Source organism: Micromonospora sp. NPDC048040 (assembly GCF_055587185.1).
This window is the reverse complement of the sequence record NZ_JBVJGT010000070.1, coordinates 6,210-30,473: the sequence shown is the minus strand read 5'-3', so window position 1 is coordinate 30,473 and position 24,264 is coordinate 6,210. Positions and strand designations below refer to the sequence as shown.

Annotated in this window: 18 protein-coding genes; 12 read left to right on the top strand and 6 right to left on the bottom strand. The window is 75.3% G+C overall.

Features of this window, described 5'->3' with window-relative positions; all coding sequences use genetic code 11:
- The first annotated feature begins 322 nt into the window (after window positions 1-322).
- From ACZ6O2_RS32940 to ACZ6O2_RS32930, 3 genes are all read left to right on the top strand, one after another.
- Window positions 323-772 carry a hypothetical protein gene (locus ACZ6O2_RS32940; RefSeq protein WP_466025694.1) on the top strand — a complete coding sequence of 150 codons (450 nt, stop codon included), beginning with the start codon at window positions 323-325 and terminating at the stop codon, window positions 770-772.
- Between the two features lie 170 nt (window positions 773-942).
- Window positions 943-2,142, top strand: a complete 1,200-nt coding sequence (locus ACZ6O2_RS32935; RefSeq protein ID WP_350708456.1) for a DUF1015 family protein — start codon at window positions 943-945, stop codon at window positions 2,140-2,142.
- 71 nt (window positions 2,143-2,213) lie between these two features.
- The gene (locus ACZ6O2_RS32930) at window positions 2,214-2,681 is read left to right on the top strand and encodes a ribose-5-phosphate isomerase (RefSeq protein WP_350708454.1); all 468 of its coding nucleotides are present in this window, start codon (window positions 2,214-2,216) and stop codon (window positions 2,679-2,681) included.
- A 177-nt stretch (window positions 2,682-2,858) separates the two neighbouring features.
- Here ACZ6O2_RS32930 and ACZ6O2_RS32925 read toward each other — a convergent pair whose 3' ends face one another.
- Both ACZ6O2_RS32925 and ACZ6O2_RS32920 read right to left on the bottom strand, forming a co-directional pair.
- The gene (locus tag ACZ6O2_RS32925; RefSeq protein WP_466025693.1) at window positions 2,859-3,170 is read right to left on the bottom strand and encodes a hypothetical protein; all 312 of its coding nucleotides are present in this window, start codon (window positions 3,168-3,170) and stop codon (window positions 2,859-2,861) included.
- Window positions 3,171-3,295: 125 nt separating this feature from the next.
- A complete protein-coding gene (locus ACZ6O2_RS32920) occupies window positions 3,296-4,528 on the bottom strand; it encodes a GNAT family N-acetyltransferase (RefSeq protein ID WP_466025692.1) in 1,233 nt (410 codons plus the stop codon).
- Between the two features lie 109 nt (window positions 4,529-4,637).
- On the opposite strand from ACZ6O2_RS32920, the gene ACZ6O2_RS32915 reads away from it, so the two are divergent.
- From ACZ6O2_RS32915 to ACZ6O2_RS32885, 7 genes are all read left to right on the top strand, one after another.
- Window positions 4,638-5,183: a hypothetical protein gene (locus tag ACZ6O2_RS32915; protein ID WP_466025691.1), complete on the top strand. Its 546-nt coding sequence runs from the start codon at window positions 4,638-4,640 to the stop codon at window positions 5,181-5,183.
- Between the two features lie 430 nt (window positions 5,184-5,613).
- On the top strand, window positions 5,614-6,411 hold the full coding sequence (locus tag ACZ6O2_RS32910; protein WP_350708446.1) for a S1 family peptidase: 798 nt from the start codon (window positions 5,614-5,616) through the stop codon (window positions 6,409-6,411).
- Window positions 6,412-6,865: 454 nt separating this feature from the next.
- Window positions 6,866-10,495 carry a non-ribosomal peptide synthetase gene (locus ACZ6O2_RS32905; RefSeq protein ID WP_466025690.1) on the top strand — a complete coding sequence of 1,210 codons (3,630 nt, stop codon included), beginning with the start codon at window positions 6,866-6,868 and terminating at the stop codon, window positions 10,493-10,495.
- Between the two features lie 44 nt (window positions 10,496-10,539).
- On the top strand, window positions 10,540-11,523 hold the full coding sequence (locus ACZ6O2_RS32900) for an aldo/keto reductase (protein ID WP_466025689.1): 984 nt from the start codon (window positions 10,540-10,542) through the stop codon (window positions 11,521-11,523).
- A 61-nt stretch (window positions 11,524-11,584) separates the two neighbouring features.
- Window positions 11,585-12,322, top strand: a complete 738-nt coding sequence (locus ACZ6O2_RS32895) for a sulfotransferase-like domain-containing protein (protein ID WP_350708440.1) — start codon at window positions 11,585-11,587, stop codon at window positions 12,320-12,322.
- Window positions 12,319-13,176: a family 3 encapsulin nanocompartment shell protein gene (locus tag ACZ6O2_RS32890; RefSeq protein ID WP_466025688.1), complete on the top strand. Its 858-nt coding sequence runs from the start codon at window positions 12,319-12,321 to the stop codon at window positions 13,174-13,176. The genes ACZ6O2_RS32895 and ACZ6O2_RS32890 overlap by 4 nt, the downstream gene beginning before the upstream one ends.
- A gap of 12 nt (window positions 13,177-13,188) precedes the next feature.
- Window positions 13,189-14,361, top strand: a complete 1,173-nt coding sequence (locus ACZ6O2_RS32885; protein ID WP_363707257.1) for an MFS transporter — start codon at window positions 13,189-13,191, stop codon at window positions 14,359-14,361.
- Between the two features lie 10 nt (window positions 14,362-14,371).
- On the opposite strand, the gene ACZ6O2_RS32880 is transcribed toward ACZ6O2_RS32885, so the two are convergent.
- From ACZ6O2_RS32880 to ACZ6O2_RS32865, 4 genes are all read right to left on the bottom strand, one after another.
- Window positions 14,372-15,472 (bottom strand): NAD(P)/FAD-dependent oxidoreductase, encoded by a 1,101-nt coding sequence (locus ACZ6O2_RS32880; RefSeq protein WP_466025687.1) that lies wholly within the window; start codon window positions 15,470-15,472, stop codon window positions 14,372-14,374.
- Window positions 15,473-15,768: 296 nt separating this feature from the next.
- Window positions 15,769-16,995, bottom strand: a complete 1,227-nt coding sequence (locus tag ACZ6O2_RS32875; RefSeq protein WP_466025686.1) for a S8 family peptidase — start codon at window positions 16,993-16,995, stop codon at window positions 15,769-15,771.
- Window positions 16,996-17,110: 115 nt separating this feature from the next.
- Window positions 17,111-20,281 carry an Hsp70 family protein gene (locus tag ACZ6O2_RS32870; RefSeq protein WP_466025685.1) on the bottom strand — a complete coding sequence of 1,057 codons (3,171 nt, stop codon included), beginning with the start codon at window positions 20,279-20,281 and terminating at the stop codon, window positions 17,111-17,113.
- A gap of 211 nt (window positions 20,282-20,492) precedes the next feature.
- Window positions 20,493-21,233: an AraC family transcriptional regulator gene (locus tag ACZ6O2_RS32865; protein ID WP_350708428.1), complete on the bottom strand. Its 741-nt coding sequence runs from the start codon at window positions 21,231-21,233 to the stop codon at window positions 20,493-20,495.
- 54 nt (window positions 21,234-21,287) lie between these two features.
- Between ACZ6O2_RS32865 and ACZ6O2_RS32860 the strand changes: the two genes are divergently transcribed.
- Window positions 21,288-22,493 carry an MFS transporter gene (locus ACZ6O2_RS32860; RefSeq protein WP_466025684.1) on the top strand — a complete coding sequence of 402 codons (1,206 nt, stop codon included), beginning with the start codon at window positions 21,288-21,290 and terminating at the stop codon, window positions 22,491-22,493.
- Window positions 22,494-22,676: 183 nt separating this feature from the next.
- Window positions 22,677-23,312, top strand: coding sequence for a hypothetical protein (locus tag ACZ6O2_RS32855; RefSeq protein ID WP_466025683.1), 636 nt, complete (start codon window positions 22,677-22,679; stop codon window positions 23,310-23,312).
- Window positions 23,313-24,264: the final 952 nt, after the last annotated feature.

The window sequence follows — 24,264 nt, the reverse complement described above, 5'->3', positions numbered from 1 at the left end:
CCCCCCCCCCCCCCCCCCCCCCCCCCCCCCCCCCCCCCCCCCCCCCCCCCCCCCCCCCCCCCCCCCCCCCCCCCCCCCCCCCCCCCCCCCCGGGCCCGGGATGCCGCCGGTCGGGCGCCGTGCGCCCGACGTGCGCGTTGCGGCCGGGTGCCGACGTGCGCGCTGCGGCCGGGGTGCCGGCGTACGCGCTGCGACCTGGCGGAGCCGCGGCCCGGCGGGGCGCGGTCCCCGGCGTCACCGGGGGGCCGGCGGACTCGTTCTCTTCGGTGTCCGCCGCAGCGACCCGCAGGGCCGCACCCCGCAGCTCGTGGAGGCAATCCCGATGGCCAAGCACCGTGCTTCCGGTGACGATCCGTTGACCGGGGAGGAGGTGACCGACGGCCCGGAGTCGGCGTACTGGTCGGTCGACGACTCCCGCTGGCCGGCGGTCCGCCCCGACCTTCCCGCACACATGGTGGACCTGCTCGCCCCGCCGATCGTGGTCGGCGTCGCCCGCGTGCCGGCCACCTCCCGGCTCACCCCGCCGGCCGAGCACCGGCGGAACGCGCCCGCCGACCAGCGGCCGACGTCGGCGGCCGAGCAGCGCCGCAACGCGCCCGCCGACCACCGGCTCGGCCCGCCGGCCGAGCAGCGACGCAACGCGCCGGCCGAGCACCGGCCGCCGTCGGCGGCCGGGCCGCGGACGATCGTGCCCGCCGCGCCGCGCGGGTCGGGTCGGCGACCGGCGGGCGCTCCCGCGTCGGCCGGCCGGCACCGCCTGCCGGCGAAGTAGCCACCGGCGGGCGGTGACGTAGCCACCGGCGGGCGGGGACACGGCCTGCCGGCGGCGTGGCCGCCGCACCACCCGAAGCGACGGGCCCCGGCACGGCCGCTCTTTCATCTGGTGGACGCCGCGCGGGTCCCGCCGCACCGGCGGTCGCGTCGCCGGTAGCGTGGTCGCACATGACGGTCGTGCATCCGATCGCCCGGGCCTGGATCACCACTGGCGGCACCGGCGCGCAGAACTACGACGAGTTCGCTGACGACGCGGAGATCACCGCGATCATCGAGGCGAACCCGCACAGTGCCCTCGGCATCGAGATGCCGCACCGGGCGCCGGAGAGCCTGGGGAAGTCCTTCCTCGACGCCCTGCCGGACGCGGTGACCCGCCTCGCCGAGGCCAAGGCCGACGGCAGCTACACCCCGGCCGAGCAGGTCGTGGTCCTCTACCGGATCAGCGCGCCGGGGGAGGAGACGGCGTACGGGCTCTGGGCCATGACCGACACCGACCAGATCTCCACCCGGGCCGACGAACCCGGTCTGGTCATCCGCAACGAGGACGTCTTCATCGCCAAGGTGCGGGAGCGGGTGGCGCTGGCCGAGGCGCTGGGTCACCTCCTCTCGCCCGTACTGCTGCTCCAGACCGGGCGCGGCGACGAGCTGCACGCCGCGCTCGCGGCGGCGACCGACGCGGCCGGGGCGCCCGCGGCGACCGACACCGACCAGGCCGGGCGCACCCATGCCATCTGGCTGCTCGGCCCCGGCCCGCAGCAGGACGAGCTGACCGCGCTCGCGGGCGGCGGGGAACTGGTCGTGGCCGACGGCAACCACCGCAGCCTGGCCGCGCAGACCGGCGGGCTGCCGCGCTTCCTGTCGGTGATCACGACGCCGGCGTCGGTGGCGATCCAGCCCTACAACCGGCTGGTCAGCGAGCTGACCACCACCGCCGACGAGCTGCTCGACCGGCTCCGCGCCGCCGGTGCGGAGGTCACCCCGATCGACGGACCGGTCGAGGTCCCGGCGGCCGGCGGCACCGTCCACCTCCGCCTCCCCGGCCGGGGGTACGCCGTCACCCTGCCGCAGGTGGGCGGCGGCCGGCTGGAGAACCTGGACCACGCGCTGGTCGAGCGGCTGCTGCTGCGCGACGCCCTCGGGCTCGACCCGGGCGACAAGCGGATCACCTACGTCGGCGGCGACTACCCGGCGAGCTGGCTGACCGGAGAGGTCGACGCCGGTCGGGCCGAGCTGGCCGTCCTGATCGCCCCGGTGACCGTGGACGACTTCGTGGCCGTCAACCTGGCGCGGGAGAAGATGCCGCGCAAGAGCACCTGGTTCACCCCGAAGGCGCGCGGCGGCCTGGTGGTCGCCGAGCTGTCCCGCTGAGTTGTGACGAATCCGCCCCGGGACGCCGCCCGCGCGGCGTCCCGGGCGCGCGCCCTGACAGACTGCGCGGTATGCGCGTCTACCTGGGATCCGACCACGCCGGTTTCGAGCTGAAGGTGCACCTGGTCAACCACCTGACCAAGGAGGGGTACGACGTCGTCGACGTCGGCCCGCACGCCTACGACCCGGACGACGACTACCCGGCCTTCTGCCTGCACACGGGTGACCGGGTGGTGGCGGACGCCGGCAGCCTCGGAGTGGTCATCGGCGGCTCCGGCAACGGCGAGCAGATCGCCGCGAACAAGGTGACGGGGGTCCGCGCGGCCCTCGCCTGGAGCATCGAGACCGCCCAGCTCGCCCGCGAGCACAACGACGCGAACATCGTCGCGGTCGGCGCGCGCCAGCACACCCTGGACGAGGCGACGGCCATCGTCGAGGCGTTCCTGACCACTCCGTTCTCCGGCAACGAGCGGCACGCCCGCCGGATCGGCCAGATGGCCGACTACGAGCGCACCCGCCAACTGCCCGCCCTTCCCTGACCCGCCGCCTCCCACCCCGCGCCGTCTCCCTGCCCGGCGCACCTGACGGCGCCGGTCCCGGATCCTGGTACGGAGCGGCCCCGTGGGGTCACCTCCGAACCAGGATCGCCGGGCGGGAGCGGGCGGCGCGGGTCGGCGTCGGTTGCGGCACGGCTCGCCGTCGGTTGCGGTCCGGTGTCAGCGGCGGGGAAGGTCCTCGCGGGGCGTCCAGTTCCGGCGGATGACCACCACACGTTCCTCGGCCGCGGCCAGGTCCTCGTCGGTCGGCTGGGCGGCGTCGCGGGCCCGCATCGCCGCCGTCACGCTCACCTGGGACGAGCCGGAGCCGACCAGGCCGCGCAGGCCGCGCTCCCCCTCGTCGCCCGGGCCGCCCCGGCGACCGCGCGCGGGCTCGGCGCCGCCGTCGTGCACGCCCGGGGTCGTGGCCTGTGGCCCCTCGGGCGCGCCCGAGTGCCGTAGCCGGCGGCGTCGTCGCTCCACGTCCCCCATCAGCCGACCGTACCGCCCGAGGCCCACCGCCGCCGGCCCGCCCGCCCGTCGCCGCCGGCCCGCCGGTGCTCCGGGGGGCCGGGACGACGGGTCGGGCGCGACGTCGACGCCTGGCCGCCGAGCGGTCAGAACACGTCCATGCCGGCGGGGGCCCGGTGCCAGCCGAAGGCCGGGCCCGCGCCGGCCAACGCGCCGGGGCGCAGCTCGCGTACCCGGCCGGCGGCGGCGAGCGCGGCCAGCCCGGCCCCACCCAGGTACAGCTCGCCGAGGCAGCGCACGTCGCAGGCCAGCTCGGCCGGCCGGTCCGTCGGCGCGCACGCGGCCCGCTCCGGTCCGCCGCTCAGGTGCCAGCGGCCGGCGTTCTCGGGGAGCAGGTCGTCGGTGACCTCGATCACCACGTCGACCCCGGTCGCGTACCGGCGGGCGGCGAGCGCGGCGGGCACGTCCACCACCCGCAGCCAGAGCGCGTCGATCAGTTGCGCGCCCAGCCGGCGCGGCTCGTTGACCAGCCGCAGCAGCGGCTCGTCCACCGCGCCCGCCCCATAGGAGAGCTGCCCGGTCAGGTCGAGCGAGAGCAGCATCCGCCACATCGCCGCGTACGCCGCCGGGGTGGCGGCCACCACCTCGTCGACCGTGGTGATCCCGTTCGGCCCGGTGCTCTCCCAGTTCGCGCGCGTACGGAAGAGCCCGTACCCGTCCACGCCGTCCGGCCCTTCGTGCAGCACCGCCCGGCGCTCGGTGGCGCCGCCCCGTCGGTCGGCCTGGTCGTTGAGCACGTACCGCCACCACGCCTCGTCGCGGCTGGACCAGCCGGGACGCTCGGGGCGCACCCGGTCGTACACCCGGGCCAGCTCGGCCCGGCAGTCGGCGGGCGCGGCCAGGCGCAGCCGGCCCTCTGCGGGCGTCGGGTCCGGCATCCGCAGCGCGACGGTGGCGCACTGGACGGAGAGCCGCTGGGCGGCCAGGCCGTAGCCGAAGCGCGGGTAGATTCCGCCTTCGCTGGCCCACAGCACCGCCACCGGTTCCCGGCCCTCATCGCGCACCTGCCGCAGCTGTCGCACCATGAGCTGGGTGAGCAGTCCCCGGCGTCGGTGGGTGGGTGCGACGCCCACCCCGCTGACGTGGGCGGCCGGCACCCGCGCGCCCGGCACGGTGAGTTCCCGGGTGAACGCCCGTGCGGTCGCCACCACCTCGCCGCCGTCCCGGACGAGCAGCGTGCGCTCGGGCTCGAAGAGTGCCCGCTCGATCTCGTGTGCCTCGGGGTCGGGCGGGGCGTGGAAGAGGTGGCCGAGCAGCCGGGCCAACTCGTCGAAGTCGTCGGCTCGGGCGGTCCCGACCGCGAGTGGGGGTTTCGTCACCCCGCTGTGTCTAGCCGATCGGTGCGGGCTCGGCGACCGATTTGCCGGCTGGCTACCCTCGAAGCCGGACGGTGGCCGGTGGTCGCCGTCGGTCCAGGGGAGGGACGAGATGGCCGACCAGACACAGCCGTGGGCCGAGCGGACCGTCGAGGTGCCGCCGCAGCCCGGTGTCGGGGTGCCGCCGCAGCGCGACGCGTACCGGCGGGGGGTGGCCTCGGTCGGGCAGCCCCGGGCTCCGCGCACCGAACCGTTCCCCGTGGTCGGGCAGGAGCCGACCGGCGCGGGCTGGCCCGACGGGCCGGCGCCGCGGCGCCCGCTGAGCTGGCACGTCGCGCAGCTCAAGCGCGGCGGCGAGTGGAGCGCCGCCGGGGCGCTCTTCGCGTTCGTCTGCTGGGGGATCTGGGCGATCTCGGGCGGCGGCGACCTGGCCGGGCCGCTGTTGATCTTCGTGCTGAGCCTGCTGGTGGCGGCCGGTCTCTTCGCGTTGGCCCGGCTGCTCGGCCGCGTGGTGCTGGAGCGGCAGCTGGGCCGGGTGCGCCGCAGCGCGCGCGGGGCGCACCTGGTCACGGCGGTCTTCCTGGCCGGCCTCGGCATCGCCTACCTGCAACAGACCGAGTGGGTCGTGTCGGCCTGGAACTGGATCACCGGGAACTGACCGGACCGCGGTCATCACCGGGACCGACCGGAGAAACCGCATCACTCCGGGGCTGACCGCACGCGCGGGCGGGTCGGCGTCCGCCGCCCGCCCGCGCACCCGGTCGCGTGTCGCGACCCCGGTCGTTCTCCACTCCACCAGGTCGGCCGCTGCTTACCCGGCGGGTCGCGGTTCATCCGCGCCCGGGCCGGCCTGACCCGGTGGTCAGTGCTTGCCGCCGTGGCCCTCCGCGTCCGCCTTCGGGTCAATGGGGCTGCGGTACCCCGGGTGGTCCTGGCGCAAAAAAGGGAGGTCGCCGCCCGGTGCGCGGCGGTATGACCGACGCGGGATGGGCCAGGACATTGCCGTTCATCGATATATGTCCATAGGATTCCGCCATCGGATGCCGGCGCGTCGACCCCCGCGCGCCGCGAAGCTCGGGGAGGCTCCCATGGTCCGTTGGCGCAGACTCATCGGCCGGCTGGCCGCCGCGTTGGTGGCGGTCACCGCCGGCTCGTTCGTCCTGGCCGTTCCGGCCGGTGCCCGGCCCGCGTCGGACGTGACGCCGTACGTCGTCGGCGGCACCCTCGCCGCGCAGGGCGAGTTCCCCTTCATGGTCCGGCTGTCGATGGGCTGCGGCGGCTCTCTCTACAGCCCCCGGCTGGTGCTGACCGCCGCGCACTGCGTCGGCGGGACCGGTGCGAACACCAGCATCACCGCCACCCTCGGCGTGGTGGACCTCCAGTCGTCGAGCCGGATCCAGGTGCGGTCCGACTACGTCTACCGGGCGCCCGGCTACAACGGCAACGGCAAGGACTGGGCCCTGATCCGGCTGGCCACCCCGGTGACCACGCTGCCCACGCTCAAGATCGCCACCAGCACCGCGTACGACAACGGCACCTTCACGGTCGCCGGGTGGGGCGCCACCCGGGAGGGCGGCGCGCAGCAGCGCTACCTGCGCAAGGCGACCGTGCCGTTCGTCAGCGACGCCACCTGCAACTCCTACTACGGCGGCCAGATCATCCCGAACGAGGAGATCTGCGCGGGCTACGCCAGCGGCGGCGTCGACACGTGCCAGGGCGACTCGGGCGGCCCGATGTTCCGGCGGGACGCGTCCAACGCCTGGATCCAGGTCGGGATCACGAGCTGGGGCAACGGCTGCGCCCGGCCCAACTACCCCGGCGTCTACACCCAGGTGAGCACCTTCGCCCCGGCGATCGCCTCGGCGGCGGCGAGCCTCGGCGGCTAGTCGCGGGAATGGTCCGCGGGGACCCGGCCGGCCCGTCCGGCCGGGTCCCCGCGCGTGTCCGCCCTCGCGACGCCGACTACCGGACGTGATCCGCCCTGCGTGGTCGGGTGACGAGAGCGTGCCGCGCGGCCCCGTCCCGGCCCCGACCGCCCGGGCGGCGGCGGGTGCGGAATCGTCGTGCCCGGCCGGCGGGGTCCGGAGGATCGGCTGGTCGCGGGCCGGTTTCCCGGACGGTCGCCTGCCCCGGGGCGCGGCGACCGGCGCCGGCGCAGGCAAGTGACGGACATCGATGTAGCAGAAAGTTGCATATTCCCTACCGTCGATCAGCCCTCTAGTGTCCATGACCAGCGGCCGTCCATCGACCGACGCCGATCATTGTCGGCGTGCGGCGGGCCGGCACAGCGCCGTCCGCGGCTGCGACCGACGGCCGCACGGGCTCGGGACAGGAGGCGTGATGAGGTCGGGCGACAGCGGGTCCGCGGCAGCGGTTCCCGTCTCGGACGGGTCGACGTACCGGTACACCGCCACCCGCCCGGCGGCCACCGGGCCGCACCCCCCGGCCGACCCGGGCGGCGCAGCCGACGGCAGCCACGACCGGCTGTCCACGGCCGCCCTGGCCGCCGTGGAACTGCTCGACCGCCTGGGCCGCCAGACACCGGTGCGGGTCCGGGCCGGCGCGGAGATGCTGGACCTGCCGGCCTGGCCGGCGGACCTGCACCGGATGCCCGGCGACCGGGCGCGCGCCACGGTCCGCGCGTGCGCCGCCGCGCTCGACCACGAGGGCGTCGACCACGTCCTCGTCCTCCTCGACGGTGGCGCGCCGGCACCGTCCGCCGGCGCGCCACCCGTGCTGCTCACCGCCGACGTCACCGACACGACGGTCGCGGTCGTGCTCCGCTGTGCCGCCGACGATCCGTGGTCGGCCGATGCCGCCGCCGTGGCGGAGATGTACGCCGAACTGCTCGCCGCCCTGCTCGCCGACCCGGCGTCGCCCACGTCGGCGGCGCCGGCCCTCGGGCCCGCCTCCCGGGCGCTGGTGGAGCGGGCCGGTCGCCGGCACGACGACGGGCCCTTCGTGGCGGTGCCGCGCATGATCGAACACCGAGTCGACCTGCATCCGCAGCGCCGGGCGGTGTCGTTCCGGGGACGCTCGCTGACCTACCGCGAACTGGACGACCTGGCCAACGGCGTCGCCGCCGTCCTCGCGGCCCGGGGGATCGGGCTGGGCGACGTGGTGCCCGTGCTCCTCGCCGACGGCCTCGAACTCCCCGTCGTCGACCTGGCCCTGATGAAGCTCGGCGCGGCCTTCGTGCCCGTCGACCCCGGCTGGCCGGCGGACCGGCTGCGCGCGTCCCTGGCGGTGATCCGGCCCCGGCTCGCGGTGGTCCGGGGCGGCGACCCGCGTCCCGACACCGGGGACGTTCCCTGCCAGCCGGTGGACCTCGACGACATCACCCCGACCCGACGCCGGCCCGGGACGCCCGTCGGCCCGGCCGACCTGATCTACGGCATCTTCACCTCCGGCACCACCGGCGCTCCGAAGTGCGCCGTCAACCGGCACGACGGCATCGCCAACCGGTTCCGCTTCATGACCCGCTACTTCGCGGCCACCGGCGCGGAGGTGGTGCTGCAGAACAGCCGGCACACCTTCGACTCTTCGGTGTGGCAGATGTTCTGGCCGCTGACCACCGGCGGCCGGGTGGTGGTGCCCGTCGAGGGCGGCTTCCTCGACGTCGAACGGACCGTCCGCACCATCGCCGACGAGGCCGTCACGATGACCGACTTCGTGCCGAGCGTGCTCGGCGCGCTGGTGTCGGTCCTGGACCGGGACCCGGCGGCCCGCCGCGCCGTCGCTACGCTGCGGCACGTGATCGTCGGCGGCGAGGAGATCGACCCGTGGGCGGTGCACCGCCTGGCCGACCTGGTGCCGGGAGTGTCGGCCACCAACGGGTACGGCCCGACGGAGGCCTCCATCGGCATGGTCTTCCACACCGTCACCCGGTCCGACGGCGACGTCATCCCCATCGGCCGGCCCATCGACAACTGCTACGCGGCGGTGGTGGACGCCGAGCTGCGCCCCCTGCCGCCCGGCGCGACCGGCGAGATCGTCATCGGCGGGGTGTGCCTCGGCGAGGGATACCTCGGCGACCCGGCCCGCACCGCCGAGGTGTTCGTCCCCAACCCGCTGCCCGGCATCCCCGGCACCCGGCTCTACCGCACCGGGGACCTGGGCCGTCTCGCCGCCGACGGCCGACTGCACTTCGTCGGCCGGCGCGACTTCCAGCTCAAGGTGAACGGCGTCCGGATCGAGGCCGGCGAGATCGAGACCGCCGCCACCCGGCTGCCCGGGGTGCGGCAGGCGAAGGTCCTCCTCGCCCGGGAGGGCCGGGGGAAGTCGCTGGCACTCTTCGTCGCCGCCGATCCGGAGGTGACCGAGCCGGCGCTGCGGGCGCACCTGCGCCGGCTGCTGCCCCGGCCCCACGTGCCCCGGCACGTCGTGGTGCGGGACGCGCTGCCGCTGACCGGCAACGGCAAGGTCGACCGGCGGGCCCTGGAGACCTGGCTCGACCGTACGCTCGCCGAACGGGCGCGGGCGACCGCCGCGCGCGCCGAGGCGCGTACGCTGCCGGACCGGGTGCTGGCCGTGTTCCGGACCGTGCTCGGCCGGCCGGACCTCGACCCGGACACCGACTTCCTCGACGCCGGCGGCGACTCGCTCCAGGCGCTCGACGTGGTGACCGCGCTCGGCGCCGACCACCACGTCCGGGTCGGCGTCCAGGACCTCTTCGCCCACCCCACCGCCGCCCGGCTCGCCCGGGTGGTCGCGGCGCGCCTGCGCGCGGCCGACCCCGCCGAGACCGAGGCCGAGCTGGTGGAACGCGACGCGGCCGTCCCGGCCGACCTGCCGGTGCGCCCCGTCGCCCGGCGCCGGTCGCCGCGCACCGTCCTGGTCACGGGCGCCACCGGGTTCGTCGGCGCGCGGCTGGTCCACGAACTGCTCGCCACCACCGACGTCCGGGTGCTGTGCCTCGCGCGGGCCGCCGACGACGCCGAGGCCACCGCCCGCGTGGTCCGGGCGTTGGCCGAGCGGGGCCTGTGGCGGCCCGGCCACGGCCTGCGCCTGCACGGGTACGCCGCGGACCTGGCCCGCCCCGCCCTCGGCCTGGACCCGGAGACCTGGGCCCGGCTGGCCCACGACTGCGACCTCGTGCTGCACGCCGGGGCGCTGGTCAACTTCCTGTTCGACTACCGGGCCCACCGCCAGGCGAACGTCCTCGGCACCGCCGAACTGCTCCGGCTGGCGCTGACCGGCCGGCCGAAGCCGCTGCACCACGTCTCCACCCTCGGCGTCCTCGACACCGAGGCCGCCCGCCGCCCCGACCCGCTGCCGGAAGGGTGCGACCCGGCCCTCGTCGTCCCGCCCACCAGTGGCTACAGCCGGTCGAAGTGGGTGGCGGAGCGGTATCTCGCCGAGGCCCGGCGGCGCGGCGCGACCGTCACCGTGCTGCGTCTCGGGGAGGTGATGCCCGCCGCCGACGACGGGCAGCCCAACCCCCGGGCGCTGACCCACCTGCTGCTGGCCGCCTGCCACCGGCTGCGGATGCGCCCCGACGCGCCGGTCCGCTCCGACTGGACGCCGGTGGACTGGGCCGCCCGGCGGATCGTCGCCACCGTCGTCGACCCGCGGCTGTGGGGCGGCACGGTGCACGTCCTGCACCCGGTGAGCGTCGACTTCACCGACCTGCCGCTGGCCGGCGCGGACGCCCTGCCCCGGGTGAGCTGCGTGCGCTTCGTGGCGGCGCTGCGCGAGGCGGCGACCGACGGCGACCGGGCCGCCGCCGTGCTGCTCGCGCTGTTCCCGGCCGGGGCCGGCGCCGACGAGGAGCGGCTGCGGGCGGTCTTCGCGACGCTGCTCACCGACAACCCCCGGCTGTTCCGCCGCGACGGCTGCGCCGAGCTGGAACGGCGCCGGGGCTTCACCGACCACCGGCTCGGGCCGTCCGTCGGCGCCTACCGGGCGTGGCTGGGCGAGCACGAGCGACGGGCGACCGACCGGCTGCTGCTGCCGGCCGGACCAGGGTGACCAGCCGCGCGCGGCGCGGCGACCGGCACGGACGAGGGAGTGGAATGCGATACCGCAGGATGGGTCGGCTCGGCTGGCAGGTCAGCGAGGTCGGGTACGGGATGTGGGGCATCGGCGGGGGACCGGGCGGCTTCACCGGCTGGGACTACGACACCGCGCCGGCCTGCCTGGACGAGGCGGTGGAACGGGGCTGCAACTTCTTCGACACCGCCTGGGTCTACGGGCGGGGCGTCAGCGAACGGCTGCTCGGCGCCCTCGTGCGCCGGCACCCGGACCGCCGGCTCTACCTGGCCACCAAGATCCCGCCGAAGAACCGGGAGTGGCCGCCCGGCCCGCAGGACACCCTGGACGACGTCTTCCCGGCCGACCACATCCGCGAGTACACCCGGCACAGCCTGGAGAACCTCGGGGTGGACCGGATCGACCTGCTCCAGTTCCACGTCTGGGAGGACCGCTGGGCGGCCGACGGCCGCTGGCAGGAGACCGTCGCGGACCTCAAGCGCGAGGGCCTGGTCGACGGCGTCGGGATCAGCGTCAACCGGTGGGAACCGACGAACTGCCACGCCGCCCTCGACACCGGGCTGATCGACGTCGTCCAGGTCATCTACAACATCTTCGACCAGGCGCCCGAGGACGAGCTGTTCCCCCGCGCGCAGCGCGACGACATCGGGATCATCGCCCGGGTGCCGTTCGACGAGGGGACGCTGACCGGCACGCTGACCGCCGACAGCACGTGGCCGGAGGAGGACTGGCGCAGCACGTACTTCGGCCCGGAGAACCTGCTGCCCAGCGTGGAGCGCGCCGAGCGGCTGGCCGCCGAGGTGCCGCCGGGGACGACCATGCCGGAGCTGGCGCTGCGGTTCATCCTGCACCACCCGGCGGTGAGCACGGTGATCCCCGGCATGCGCCGGGTCGAGCACGTCCGCGCCAACCTGGCCGTCAGCGACGGCGCGCCGCTGGACGCCGGGCTGCTGGACCGGCTGCGCGACCACCGCTGGGACCGCAAGCCGACCTGGTGGTCCCAGTGAGGCCCGTCCACCGCCCCGGCGGCGCGCCGGTCCGGTGGGCCACGCGGTACGGGGGGCCGGCATGCCGGTGATCGCCATGTGGGCGCATCCGCGGGCGCTCTCCACCGCGTTCCTGCGGATGATGATCGCCCGCGGCGACGTGACGGTCGTGCACGAGCCGTTGGTCACCCTCGTCGACGAGGGGCACGTCGACCTGCCCACCGCCGACGGCGGCACCGTCACCGTGACCGACCCGGCCGACGTCGTCGCGCACCTGACCGGGCTGGGACGGGACCGGACGGTCTTCGTCAAGGACACCCTCGAGTATCGGTACCGGCACCTGTTCGACGATCCCGAGGCGATCGCCGACGTCACGCACACCTTCATCGTCCGGGAACCGGCCCGCACGATCAGCTCGCACTACGCCATCAAGCCGACGGTGACCTGCCCGGAGATCGGCTTCGAGCACCAGTGGGAGCTGTTCGACCTGGTCCGCCGGACCGCGCGCCGGCCGCCGGTGGTGATCCGGGCCGAGGACCTGCTGCGCCGGCCCGCGGACACGGTGGCGGCCTGGTGCGCCGCCGTGGGGCTGCCGTTCCGGCCGGAGGCGCTGAACTGGGCGCCGGGGGAGCGCGCCGAGTGGCGACGCACCCGCAAGTGGCACCTCGACGTCGAGCGCACCTCCGGCTTCTCGCCGGTCGCCAAGTCCTTCGCGGTGACCGTCGAGAACGACGACACCCTGCGCGCGTACCACGACCACCACCAGCCCTTCTACCAGCGGCTGATCCGGCACGCCATCGCCATCGGGGAGGATTCATGACCACCACCGCCGCGCCGCCCGTGACCGCGTCGTCGAGCCTGTCGCCCGGCGAGGTGCTCGCCCGCGCGTACGCCGCCGATCCGACCGGTGCCGAGGTGCGCTTCGACTACACCATCACGGACGCCTTCCAGCCGACCAAGGAACGCCCCCGGGTGACCGTCCGCAACCTGTTCCGTAAGCGGTCGGTGGGGATGGACCCGGTGCGGTTCTGGTGCGAGGGCCGGCCCGACGTCGGGGAGGCCGCCGCGGTGCACGAGTCCGGCCTGCGCCGGGAGGCGGCCTTCCGGTTCGGCACCGCCTCGGCCGCCGTGCACCCGATCCGCGCCTGGGTACGCGTCCCCGAGGAACTCGCCGACGACCCGGAGGGGTTGGCCGTCTTCGTCGACTACCGGCTGCTGGTCCGCCTCGCCACGGCGGAGAACCAGGCGCTGACCATCGGCGAGCACGGCCTGTTGCGGCACCCCGAGATCGGGCGGCTGCCGTACCGGCACGACTGGCTGACCGGCCTGCTCGCCGCCTGCGACGAGATCGAGCAGACCGGCGCCACCCCGCACGCGATGATCGTCAACCCGAGGGACTACTACACCCACCTGCTCGGGCGCGACGCGCTGCTGGCGGACCTGCACCGCAACGGCGTCCTGATCAGCCGTACCCGGATGGTGGCGCCGGGCGAGGCGGTGGTGGGCGACTTCGCGATGGCTGCGCGCCTGCTCGACGCCGGGCGCTCCGCGATCCGCGTGGCGACCCCGCCGCCGGGCACCTTCGCCACCGACGGCCCGGCCGTCTGCGCCGAGATCCACGAGGGCCTGGCCGTGCACCTGCCGACCCACTTCTTCCACGTCGTACCGGCCTAGGAGCGTCACCGCATGACCACGACCGGCGGGAAACTTGCGTTCTACCGGCCCATCGTGCCGCTGTTCGGCGCCATCTTCCTCTGCCTGCTCGGCGTCGGCGCGTCCCTGGCCGTGCTGCCCTTCTACGTCCTCGACGAACTCGACGGCAACCGGGTCGAGGTGGGCGTGGTGATCGCCGCGATCGCGGTCTCCGCCGTGATCGCCCGGCCCATCGCCGGCCGGCTCGGCGACCGGCACGGGTACCGGACGGTGATGCTGGCCGGGGCGGCCGTGTGCGCGGCGGCTGCCGCGGCCTACCTGGTGGCCGGCAACGTCGGCGTGCTGGTCGGCGTCCGGGTCCTGCACGGCGTGGGGGAGGCGGCCGTCTACACCGCCGGCGCCGCCTGGCTGGTGGCGCTCGCGCCGGCCGACCGGCGGGGCCGCGTCGTCGGCCTGTACGGCATTCACATGTGGCTGGGCATCACGCTCGGCGCGCTGCTCGGCGCGGTGCTGCTGCGCACCTCGGGCGGCTATCCCGCCGTGTGGTTGTTCGCGATCCTGGCGGCGCTGGCCGGGGCCGCGCTCGTGGCCGTCCGCCCCCGGCCGCGGCAGCCGGAACCGAAGGGCCCGGCCGGCATCCTGCCGCGCAGCGCGGTCGCCCCGGGCGTCGCACTCTCCCTGGCCGGTTTCGGGTACGCCGCACTGGCCGCGTTCGTCGCCCTGCACCTGGCCGACCGGGGCATCGAGAACGGGATCGCCGCGTTCAACGCGTTCGGCTTCACCTATGTCGGGGTACGGCTGTTCGTGGGCGGGCTGCCCGACCGGCTCGGCGCCGGCCGGGTGGCGGTCGCGTCGGCGCTGGTGGAGGCGGTGGGGCTGCTTCTGGTCGCGGTCGCGCCGAATCTCGTGGTCGCGGTCGTCGGCGGGCTGGTGATCGGCGCCGGGCTCTCGCTGCTCTTCCCGGCGCTGGCCCTGCTCGTGATCAACCGGACCGACCCGGCGCACCAGGGGGCGGCGCTCGGCGCGTTCACGTCGTTCTGGGACCTGGGCCTGGTGGCCGGGGCGCCGCTGGCCGGCCTGGTCGCCAGCGCGGCCGGCTATCCGGCGGTGTTCCAGGTGATGCTGCTGGCGGCGCTGGTGTCGGCGGGCATCTCGGCGTGGACGATGCTGCCCCGTCGCTCGCTGGTGGGCCAACGCCCCCACTGACCCACCCGGGTCAGGGGAAGCGGGCGGGTGAGAGCGGGGCCGGGTCGACGGGTGGTGGGGCGCCGGCCGCCAGCGCGGCGAGCAGTGCGCCCGCCGCGGGCGCCGTCTGGACGCCGTAGCCGCTCAGCCCCGCCAGCCAGAGGAAGTCCGGTGCCTCGGGTGCCGGGCCGATCACCGGCACGTCGTCCGGGGCGGCGGTCCGCAGACCGGCCCAGGCCCGGTGGACCCGGCGGAAGCTCAGCGTGGTGGCCTCCTGCACCCGCTCGGCGCCGATCGCCACGTCGAAGTCGTCGGGGCGGGCGTCCCCGGGCGGCGCCGGGGTGGCGTCGGACGGGGAGACCAGCAGGCGCCCCGACTCCGGCTTGAAGTAGAAGGTGCCGGCCACGTCGTTGACCATCGGCCAGTCCGTCGCCGGGACGCCGGCCGGCGCGTCCACGAGGAAGGCGGTACGCCGCAGCGGGATCAGTCCCACCGGTCGTACGCCGGCCGCCGCGGCGACCTCGTCGGCCCAGGCGCCCGCCGCGTTGACGACGACCCGCGCGGTGAACTCGCCGGCGTCGGTGGTGACCCGCCACGCCCCGTCCGCCCGCCGCAGCCGGCGGACCCGGGCGCCGCACACCACCCGGCCGCCGGCCGCGCGGATGCCCCGCAGGTATCCCTGGTGCAGCGCGGCGACGTCGAGGTCCCGGGCGGCCGGCTTCACCATCGCCCGCCGGCACCAACCCGGCCGCACCACCGGGCAGTACGCGGCCACCTCGGCCAGGTCGATCTCGCGGGCCGGCGGGTCCACGTCGGCCCCGTCGCGCAGCGCCGCGTCGAACTCGTCCTCGGCGCCCGGCGGGCAGAGGCTGAGCACGCCGCGCGGGGTGAGCAGCGGATGGTCGGCGAACCCCGGCGGCGGGGCGGTGAGAAAGCCCCGGCTGGCCTGGGTCAGCCCGCGCACCACCGGCCCGCCGTAGTACTCGGAGAACAGGGCGGCCGAGCGGCCGGTGGAGTGCTGGCCGGGGACGTGTTCCATCTCGGCCAGCAGCACGCTGCCGTACGCGGCGAGGTGGTGCCCGGCGCTGGCGCCCGCGATGCCCGCGCCGATGACCATATAGTCGATCGTCACTGGATTCGACGGTAGTCGCAGACGCCTCCAGCGACAAGCGTCGATGGGAATCGATGTTGCGCGCGGCCGTCACCGCGTCGCCGGCGAGGCGTACCCGGTGCCCGGCGGACGGCCCGCCGCCATGCCGGAGGTGCGACGGTCCTCGTGCCGGCACCGCATCGACCCCGGCCCGATCGCCCGTGTCGGCCGTTCGGGGCGGACGATCCGCCCGCGCGGGCCCCGCCGGGTCGGCGGGCCCGCGCGGGCGGGCGCCGGGGATGCCCGGCGCCGGTGCCGGTGGCCTCGGCGTTCCCGGGTCAGGCGCCGCAGTAGAGCAGGCGGTTCGGCGTGCCGGCGACCACGCCGCTGACGACCCCGGTGGTCGCCCTGCCGGTCAGGTAGGCCGCCACCTGGGCGGGAGTCCAGGTGGGGTTGGCCGAGAGGGCGAGCGCGGCGCACCCGGCGACGTGCGCGGCGGCCATCGACCCGCCGCTGAGAGTGGCCACCGCCGTGTCGGTGCTGTGCCAGGTGGAGGTGATGTTGGCGCCGGGGGCGTACAGGTCGAGGCAGCTTCCGTAGTTGCCGCTCGGCATCCGGCCGTCGGTGATGGTGGTGCCGGCCACGGTGAGCGCCGCCGGCACCCGGGCGGGAGAGTAGTTGCAGGCGTTGGCGTTCGAGCTGCCGGCCGTGACGACGTAGGTGACGCCGGACGAGATCGACCGGTTCACGGCCGAGTCGAGGGCCGTACTGGCCCCGCCGCCGAGCGCCAGCAGCGCCACCGCCGGCCGGACCGCGTTCGCGGTGACCCAGTCCACCCCGGCGATGACCTGGGAGAAGGTGCCGCTGCCGGCGCAGTTCAGCACCCGCACCGGGCGCAGCTGGATCTCCTTCGCCACCCCGTGCCGCGTGCCGCCTACGGTGCCGGCCAGGTGCGTGCCGTGGCCGTTGCAGTCGTCCGCCGGGCCGCCGTCGACGAGGTCCACCCCCACGCCGGCCCGCCCACCGAAGTCGGTGTGGGTGCGCCGCAGGCCCGTGTCGATGACGTACGCGTGCACGTTGTGCGCGGTGTTCGGGTAGGCGTACCGGCCGTCGAGCGGGAGGCTGCGCTGGTCGATCCGGTCCAGACCCCAGGACGGCGGGTCGAGCTGGACGCCCGGCCCGACGAGGGTGACCATTCGGTCCCGCTCCACGTACGCCACGGCCGGGTCGGCGGCGAGCCGACGGGCCGCGCGCTCCGGCAGACGCGCCGCGAAGCCGGTGAGCGCGTGGCCGTAGACGTGGCCGAGGGCGGCGCCGTAGCGGTCGGCCAGCCGGTCCGCGACGTTCCTGACCGCGACCTGCCGGTCGCCGCCGTGCCGGCCGACGCTGTCGTCCCGGAGCACCACGACGTAGCCGTCGGTCACGGCGTTCGCGTCGTCGGCGTGCCGGATCTCGCCGCCGGAGGCCGCGGTGGCGGGGGTGCCCACGGTGGCGACGAGCGCGGCGGCGAGGGCGAGTACGCCCACCGGGCGGGCCCGCCACCGCCGGGTACGGGGAAGTGTCATGCCGGTCCTCCTCCTGTCGGCCCCGCGCCGGCTCGTGACCGGACGCGGGGCGGCCTGGCCGTTGAGAGGAGGTTATCGGTTATATAGATCGATCTGAATGGCTGTCGGGATCCGGCTAACGGTCGGCGAACCGGTAGAGCACGAAGTCCTCCTTTGCGCCGCAGACGATCACGCTGGTGTTCCACGAGCACGTCTCGCTGCGTACGCCCACCAACTGGCCCATCTCGGTCACCGCGCCCGAGCCGGCCGCCACCCCGGCGACGCTGCGGTCGTCCTCGACCGAGCTCGGCGGATCGGCGAAGACGAGCAGGTTGCCCCCGTCGAGCCGGACCGCCACCCCCTTCCGGTCCCGCAGCACCGCGCGACCGTCCGGGCCGAACAGGGTGCTGACCGACTCCGAGGAGGTTTGCCGGACCAGCAGGTGCTCGCCGAGCGGCACCAGCCGGGTCGCCTCCGGCGCCGGCCAGTGGGCCACCTTCTCCTCGGTCGCCGCCACCACCTCGGTGCTCTCGTCCTCGCCGCCCGTGGTCTCCAGCAGGCAGGCCCGGTGCTCGCCGCACGGCACCAGCGCCTCCGGCCGCTTGCGGTCGTCCGGGGCGGTGTACAGCACCTTCGGCTGGGCGTCGGTCGCCAGGTCGTACGCGAGCAGCTGGTAGCCGGCCTCGTCGCGGGCGACGTAGAGGCGGTCCTCGTGCGCCACCACCAGGTCGTCCTGGTCGGCCACGTTGGCGCGGCTGTGGACGATGCGGCCGCTGCCCATGTCGACCACCCGGACGGAACGGTCCGCGCCCACCTGCACGAGCCGGCGGACCTCGCCGCGCCAGGGGTCGCGCGGCGAGCCGTCGACGAAGGCCGGGCCGCCCAGCGCCTTGTCCGTGGTGACCGGGTGGACGCTGGTGCGGGCGCCGCCGTACTCGTCCTGCGGGCTGGGTTGTACCCACGTCTCCCCGCCGTCGCTCAGGCGCAGCCCGACCAGCTGCTTCCCGGTCCGGTCGACCAGCACCGCGACGCCCTCGCCGAAGAAGACCTCGTCGTCGCCCAGGATCGGCCGGCTCCACCGCTGGTCGCCGGAGGCGCCGTCGAGCAGCACCAGGTCCCGGGGGGTGTCGTCGCCGATCGCGTCGGCGAAGGCCACCACCGCGCCGGGCAGCGCGACGATCCGCTCCCACCGTTCGGCGGACGCCTCGGTCGGCTTCCGCCACTTCTCTCCGCCGGTGTCGGCGTCGACCGCCACCACCTCCAGCCGCCCGTCGTCGAGGGGGTACGCGAGATACGCCCGGTTGCCGAGCACCGCGGTGAACATCGCCGATGGCCGCTCGGTCCCGGCGGCCACCCGCGCCACCCTCTCGACGGGGGACCGGAACTCCAGGGCGGGGTAGTGGTCCCGGGTCAGGTAGAGCACCGCCGCGGTCACCACGCCGGCGAGGGCGACGACGGCCCCGGCCGTGATCCACAGCGCCCGGCGGCGGGGGAACGCCGGCGCGGTCGGGCCGGCGCCGGGCGGCGGCGACACCGGCGTGCCGGAGACGGGTACGCCCGGCCACGCCGCCGACGCGCCCGAACCGGCGGACAGGCTCGCCGGGGGCACGCCGGGCGCCCATCCGCCCGCCTGAGGCGGCCCGGGCACGCCCAACGGCTGACCGCCATGACCGCCGTGCTGGCCGTGTGCGTCGTGGCCGCCGTGCTGGCCGTGACCGGCGGGTGCGGCGGCCGGCGGCGCGCCCGGCACCGGGCTCCCGGGCGGGGCGGCGCCCGGCGGTCCGTACGGCGTGGTCGGGGCCGGTGCGGCGGACACGGTCGGCGTGGTCGACGCACCCGCGACCAGGGTGGGCGCCAGTCCGGCGGGGAGAGCCGGCGTGACGCCTTCCGGCCCGGCGACAACGGTCGGCGTGGGGCCCACGGGCCCGGCGGGCTGGGGCGGCGCCGGCACGGCGGCCTGCTGCGCCGGTACGCCGGACCCGGCCGGCGCCAGCCCCGTGGGTCCGGCCGACGCCGGCGCGGCGGCTGCGTCCTGCGGCGGTGCGGTCGGCCCGGCCGGCGCCGGCGCGACCGGCCCTGGCTGCTGCGCCGGCGCTGGTCCCGGCTGCGGCGGCACGGCGGATCCGGCCTGCGCGGGCGCGGCGAAGGCGGCGGCGCCGCGGGGGCGTCGGGGCAGGGGCAGGTCGGTGAGCGCCCCCTCGGCGACCGGCAGCTCCGGCTGCTCCAGCACGGTCGGGGCGACGCCCAGCTCGGCGTGCAGGAGCCGGGCCACCATCGGCATCCGGGTGGCGCCGCCGACCAGGAACAGGCCGGCGAGCTGCTGCGGGTCGAGGCCGGCCGCGCCGATCACCTCCCGGGTCACCGCCACCGCCCGGCCCAGCAGCGGCGCGGCCACCCGCTCCAGGTCGGCGCGGGTGAGGGTGACGACCGCCTCCACCCCCGGCACGGCCACCGGCGCGGCCGTCGCGCGGGACAGCATCTCCTTCGCGCCCCGGGCGTTCTCCCAGAGTTCGTGCTGCTCCCGCCGCTGCGTCGCCGACTGCGGGTGGACCAGCCGCTGCCACTGCGCCGGATGCTCGCCCGCGACCAGCTCGCCGAGCCGACCCAGCAACGCCGCGTCGACGTCGAGGCCGCCGAGGTCGTCGGCACCGCCCGCGGCGACCACGCTGAACCCCGAGTCGCCCCACGGGTCGGCGCCCTCGTTGCGGAGCACGGCAACGTCCAGGGTGCCGGCGCCGAAGTCGAACACGGCGATCGCCCCGCCGACCGGCACCGGCCGGCGCAGCACCTGGGTGTAGTAGCGGGCGGCGGCGACCGGCTCCCGTAGCAGCCGGGTGCCCGGTGGGGTGGGGCCGGAGAGCGTGTGCTCGGCCGCGGACGGCCACCCGGCCACGGCCAGGGCGTCGGCGAGCACCTGCCGCCGGGCCGCGTCCCAGGTCGCCGGGCAGGTGAGCACCGCCGGGGGCAGGAAGCCGACCGCCTCGACGGCCGCCCGGGCCACCGCGTGCAGCGTCGCGGCCAGCAGTTCGGCCGGCGGATACCGGCGGTCGCCCAGCGACACCGCCGGCTCGTCGATGCGCCGCTTCGGGTTGGGCTCGTACCGGCCTGGATCGGTGCGGGCCAGCCGCTGGGCGTCCCGGCCGGCGTGCAGCAGCCCGTCCTCGTCCGCGTACACGCCGGAGGGGATGATCGGCTGGCCGTCCACCAGCAGCGGGCGGGTGTGCCCGTCCGGCCGGCGCAGCACGGCGACGGTGTGCGACGTGCCGAGGTCGACGCCGAGGGCGTACCCCTCGTGCTGGCCTGCCATCTGCCGATACCTCCGCGGGACGAGGGGATGCCCGGCCCCGCATGGTACGCAGCAGCCGCACCGGCGCCGATCTCGCCCCGAGTCCCCTGGCGGAGCGGGCCGAGGCGCTCGCCGAGTGCGGCCCGGCCGACGACAAGTTGCCGAACCTGGCGCCGGCAGCCCGGGCGCGCCTGGTCACACCCCGATGGTCGGGCCGAGCTGGCTGCCCGGCTCACCTCCGGTGCGCCCCCGGGGTGTGCCCGAAGGTGCGGCGGAACGCGTCGATGAACGCGCTGGCCGACGACCACCCGCACCGGTGCGCCACCGTGGTCACCGGCATGTCGTCGGCCAGCAGGAGCAGGGCGTGGTGCAGGCGCAGTTGCGTACGCCACTGCGGGAAGCTCATGCCGAGGTCGGCGGTGAAGAGCCGGGACAGGGTGCGATCGCTCGCACCGACCTGCTTCCCGAGTGCGGCGAGGGTGCGGTTGTCGGCCGGATCCGCGTGGAGGGCCGCGCACAGCGCCGCCAACCGGGGGTCGCGGGGAGCGGGCAGGTGCAGGGGCTGCTGGGGGGAGGCTCGCAGCTCGTCGAGCAGGACGACCCGCAGCCGCTCGCGTGCCGGGCTGTCGTCGTGCGGGCGACGGGTGTAGGCGAGGATCAGCTCACGTAACAGCGGGCCGACGGCCAACACCGTCGGCCGGTCCAGGCCGAGTGGGTTCTCCGCCGTCGGCAGGCCGACGAGGTGCAGTTCGAGTCGGCCGTGGGCCTGGTGGGCGTGCACCGTCCCGGCGGGTATCCAGATGGCGCGGGTGGCGGGAGTGACCCACGCCCCCGCGTCGGTGCTGACGGCCAGCACCCCTCGCGCGGCGTAGCCGATCTGGTGGTCGTCGTGTCGGTGCGCGTCGATCCCGGAGCCGGGAGTCAACCACAGGGCGCGGGTCGGGGCGACGGGAGAATGGCGGACTTCCGGCATCAGGTGGCAGGTTATCGGAAGCGCGACAACAGTGGTGCTGACGAGCATTGCCGGGTGCCGAGGAACAGACCCGTCGTCCTGCTGTCGGTCGGGCATGCCTGCGTGGACGTCTACCAGGGCGCCGTGGCGTCGCTCGTCCCGTACTTCATCGCCGAGCGCCAGTACGGCTACGCCGCCGCCTCCGGCATCGTGCTGGCCGCGTCCCTGCTGTCCTCGGTGGCGCAGCCGCTGTTCGGCGCGCTGACCGACCGGCGGCCGTCGCCGTGGCTGTTGCCCGTGAGCACCGTCCTCGGCGGGCTGGGCATCGCGCTGAGCGGCATCGCCGGCTCCTACGCGCTGACCCTGCTGTTCGTGGCGGTCTCCGGCATCGGGGTCGCCGCTTACCATCCCGAGTCCGCCCGCCTCGCGCGGATCGCCAGCCGGGGCAGCCACGCGGCGATGGGCTGGTTCGCCCTGGGCGGCAACCTCGGCTTCGCCGCCGCGCCCGTCCTGGTCGCCCTCGTGGTCGCCCACGGCGGTCTGCGGCTCACGCCGCTGCTCGTGCTGCCCGCCCTCGTGGGCAGTGCACTGTGCCTGCCCGTACTGCGCGCGCTGGGTGATCATGGACGCGTCGGCGGCGGCACGTTGACCCCGACCGGGACCGACGACCGCGCGTCGTTCGTGCGGCTGTCGCTGGCCGTGGTCTGCCGGTCGATCCTGTTCGTCGGGCTGAGCGCGTTCGTCTCGGTCCACGCCGAGCTGCGCACTGGCGGCGGCCGGTCGGCGGGCGCCCTGGCGCTGTTCGTGCTCTACCTCGGCGGCGCGGTGGGCACCGTGCTCGGCGGAAAGCTGGCCGGCCGCTGGGGGCGGGTCACCGTCGCGCGCTGGTCGTACCTGGGCACCGTGGCCGCGACGGCGGGCGTCGTGTTCGTCCCCGGCCCCGCGCTGTACCTCTTCGTGGCCCTGACCTCCGTGGGCCTCGCCGTCCCGTTCTCGCTACAGGTCACCCTCGGCCAGGACTACCTGCCCACCCGGGTCGGCACCGCCAGCGGCATCACCCTCGGCCTGGCCGTCAGCATCGGCGGCCTGGCCAGCCCCGTGATCGGCAGCGTCGCCGATGCCACCTCACTCCAGGTTGCCCTCGCTCCGCTGCCCGCGCTGCCAGCCCTGGCCTGGCTGCTGTTCCGTGCCCTCCCGGAGCCGGCGTCGGGCGGAAACCCCCGCCCGGCGAGCGCGCCCGAGGTCGGCACGGCCGGTCACCCATCCGCGCGGCTGGGCTGACTCATCGCGTACGACAATGGGGATCTCGGAGGTCTTCGTCCTCGCGGGCCGGCCATCTCGGTCGATCACGTCGTCCACGGCTGGAGAGTCCGTCACGAGCCGACGTACGCGCAGGGTTTCGGCCCACAGCCCCCTGTCCTCGGCAGCAATAGAAGCATCTCAGTGCGCCTATAGTCTGGGCGCATGAGCGCCATGAACCCCCCACCCGGCCCCAATTCGGGACAGCAGCCACCTGCTGGAGCGCCAGCGCCGCCACCTCCGCCCAAGCCGAACACCGGATTGATCGTCGGCCTCGTCGGAGGCGTGTTCGGGCTTGTCGCGATCGCCGTGGCCGTAGTGGTCGTCGTGGTCGGCGTGATTGTCGTCAGGAACAACTCGAACACGGCGTCGCCGTCGCCGCTGACGACCCCGGCCGTCGCCCAGCCCAGCACTTCCGCCGCAGAACAGACACCGACTCCGAGCATTCACACGCCGTCGTACCCGACGCGTACGCCGATGTCGCCCGCCGAGATCGACAAGGTGTTCGGCACCTACATGGACGGGCTCACCGGCCACAACATGGACGTCTTCAAGTCCGGCACCTGCCCGCGGCTGCGGTCCACCCTGCTCGGGTTCGCGTTGAACGGCTACTACATCGGGAAGTGGACGCTGCTGCCGTACGAGGTCCCGGCGGATGCCGACCGGATCATCGTCAAGGCGAAGATGACGCAGCTCAAACCGTCCACGGGGGATCCAGCAGGAGAGGTCACCTACTCGTGGTACGTGGAACGGGACGCGGGCGGATCGTATTGGGTGTGTGGGTGGCTCGGGCAGAAATGAGCGAGCTGCGGCCGCGTACGTGTTCGGCGTGAGGCAGCGACCGAATCAGGCGGATTCCGTCCGGCGAGTAGTGGCCCACGGATGGCCCGCAGATCAAATCGGGGGGAGTAGTCGACCGGCCCAGGATCGCGGCTGACCTGGGCCGGAGGGTGTGGAGCGGGCGACGGGAATCGAACCCGCACCGTCAGTTTGGAAGATCGTTCTCGGCTGTCGTGATCTGTCCGGATCGCCTGGTCAACGGGGCTGCTGTCGTGCCCGCTGCTGACCGCTGCTGACCGCCCGGAGCACCGACTACTGGCACGTGGCTGGCACGGTGGCGCGGTGGGCGCGCGGCTATCCGTGGGCGTACGGATTGCCACCCCCGGCCCCACGGGCCGGGGGTGGCTTGCCGTGCCGCCGGCTTTCCGCGTGCCTGAACTCCGGCACCCGGTGGCAAGCCGCGAAGCGGCGCGGCAGCCGATCGCCCAGGCCCCGGTGACGGTCAACCACCCTCGCGATCGTGACGGCGGTTGAGCGATGGCGGCTGCCAACATTCCGACAGCCAGCGGTTAGCTACGGAGCTTTTCCTGCCGTACGCTGCTCGGCGGATGTGAGGGTCGAGCTGTATCCGTCGCGGAAGCTACAGAGGTTCGGATCCTTCACCCCGCCACCAGGCAGGTGCAAAGCCCCTGAACTGCGAGGACGCAAGTCAGGGGCCTTTGTTGTCTCCTGCTGTAGTTGACCGCTACTGCCCCTTGCCGTCCGACTGATCGGGCACGCGACGGGCACGGTTTCGGGGAGTGTTCATGGCTCGGACGTCTGTCGAAGATGACTATCCAAACGATGGACGTCGGAAGGATCTGGCCAGGCTTACCAAGTTGACCGCGCCGTCCGAGGCGATGGCGCGGCGCCTGGCGGAGTTGACCGCGCCGTCCGAGGCGATGGCGCGGCGCCTGGCGGAGTTGACCGCGCC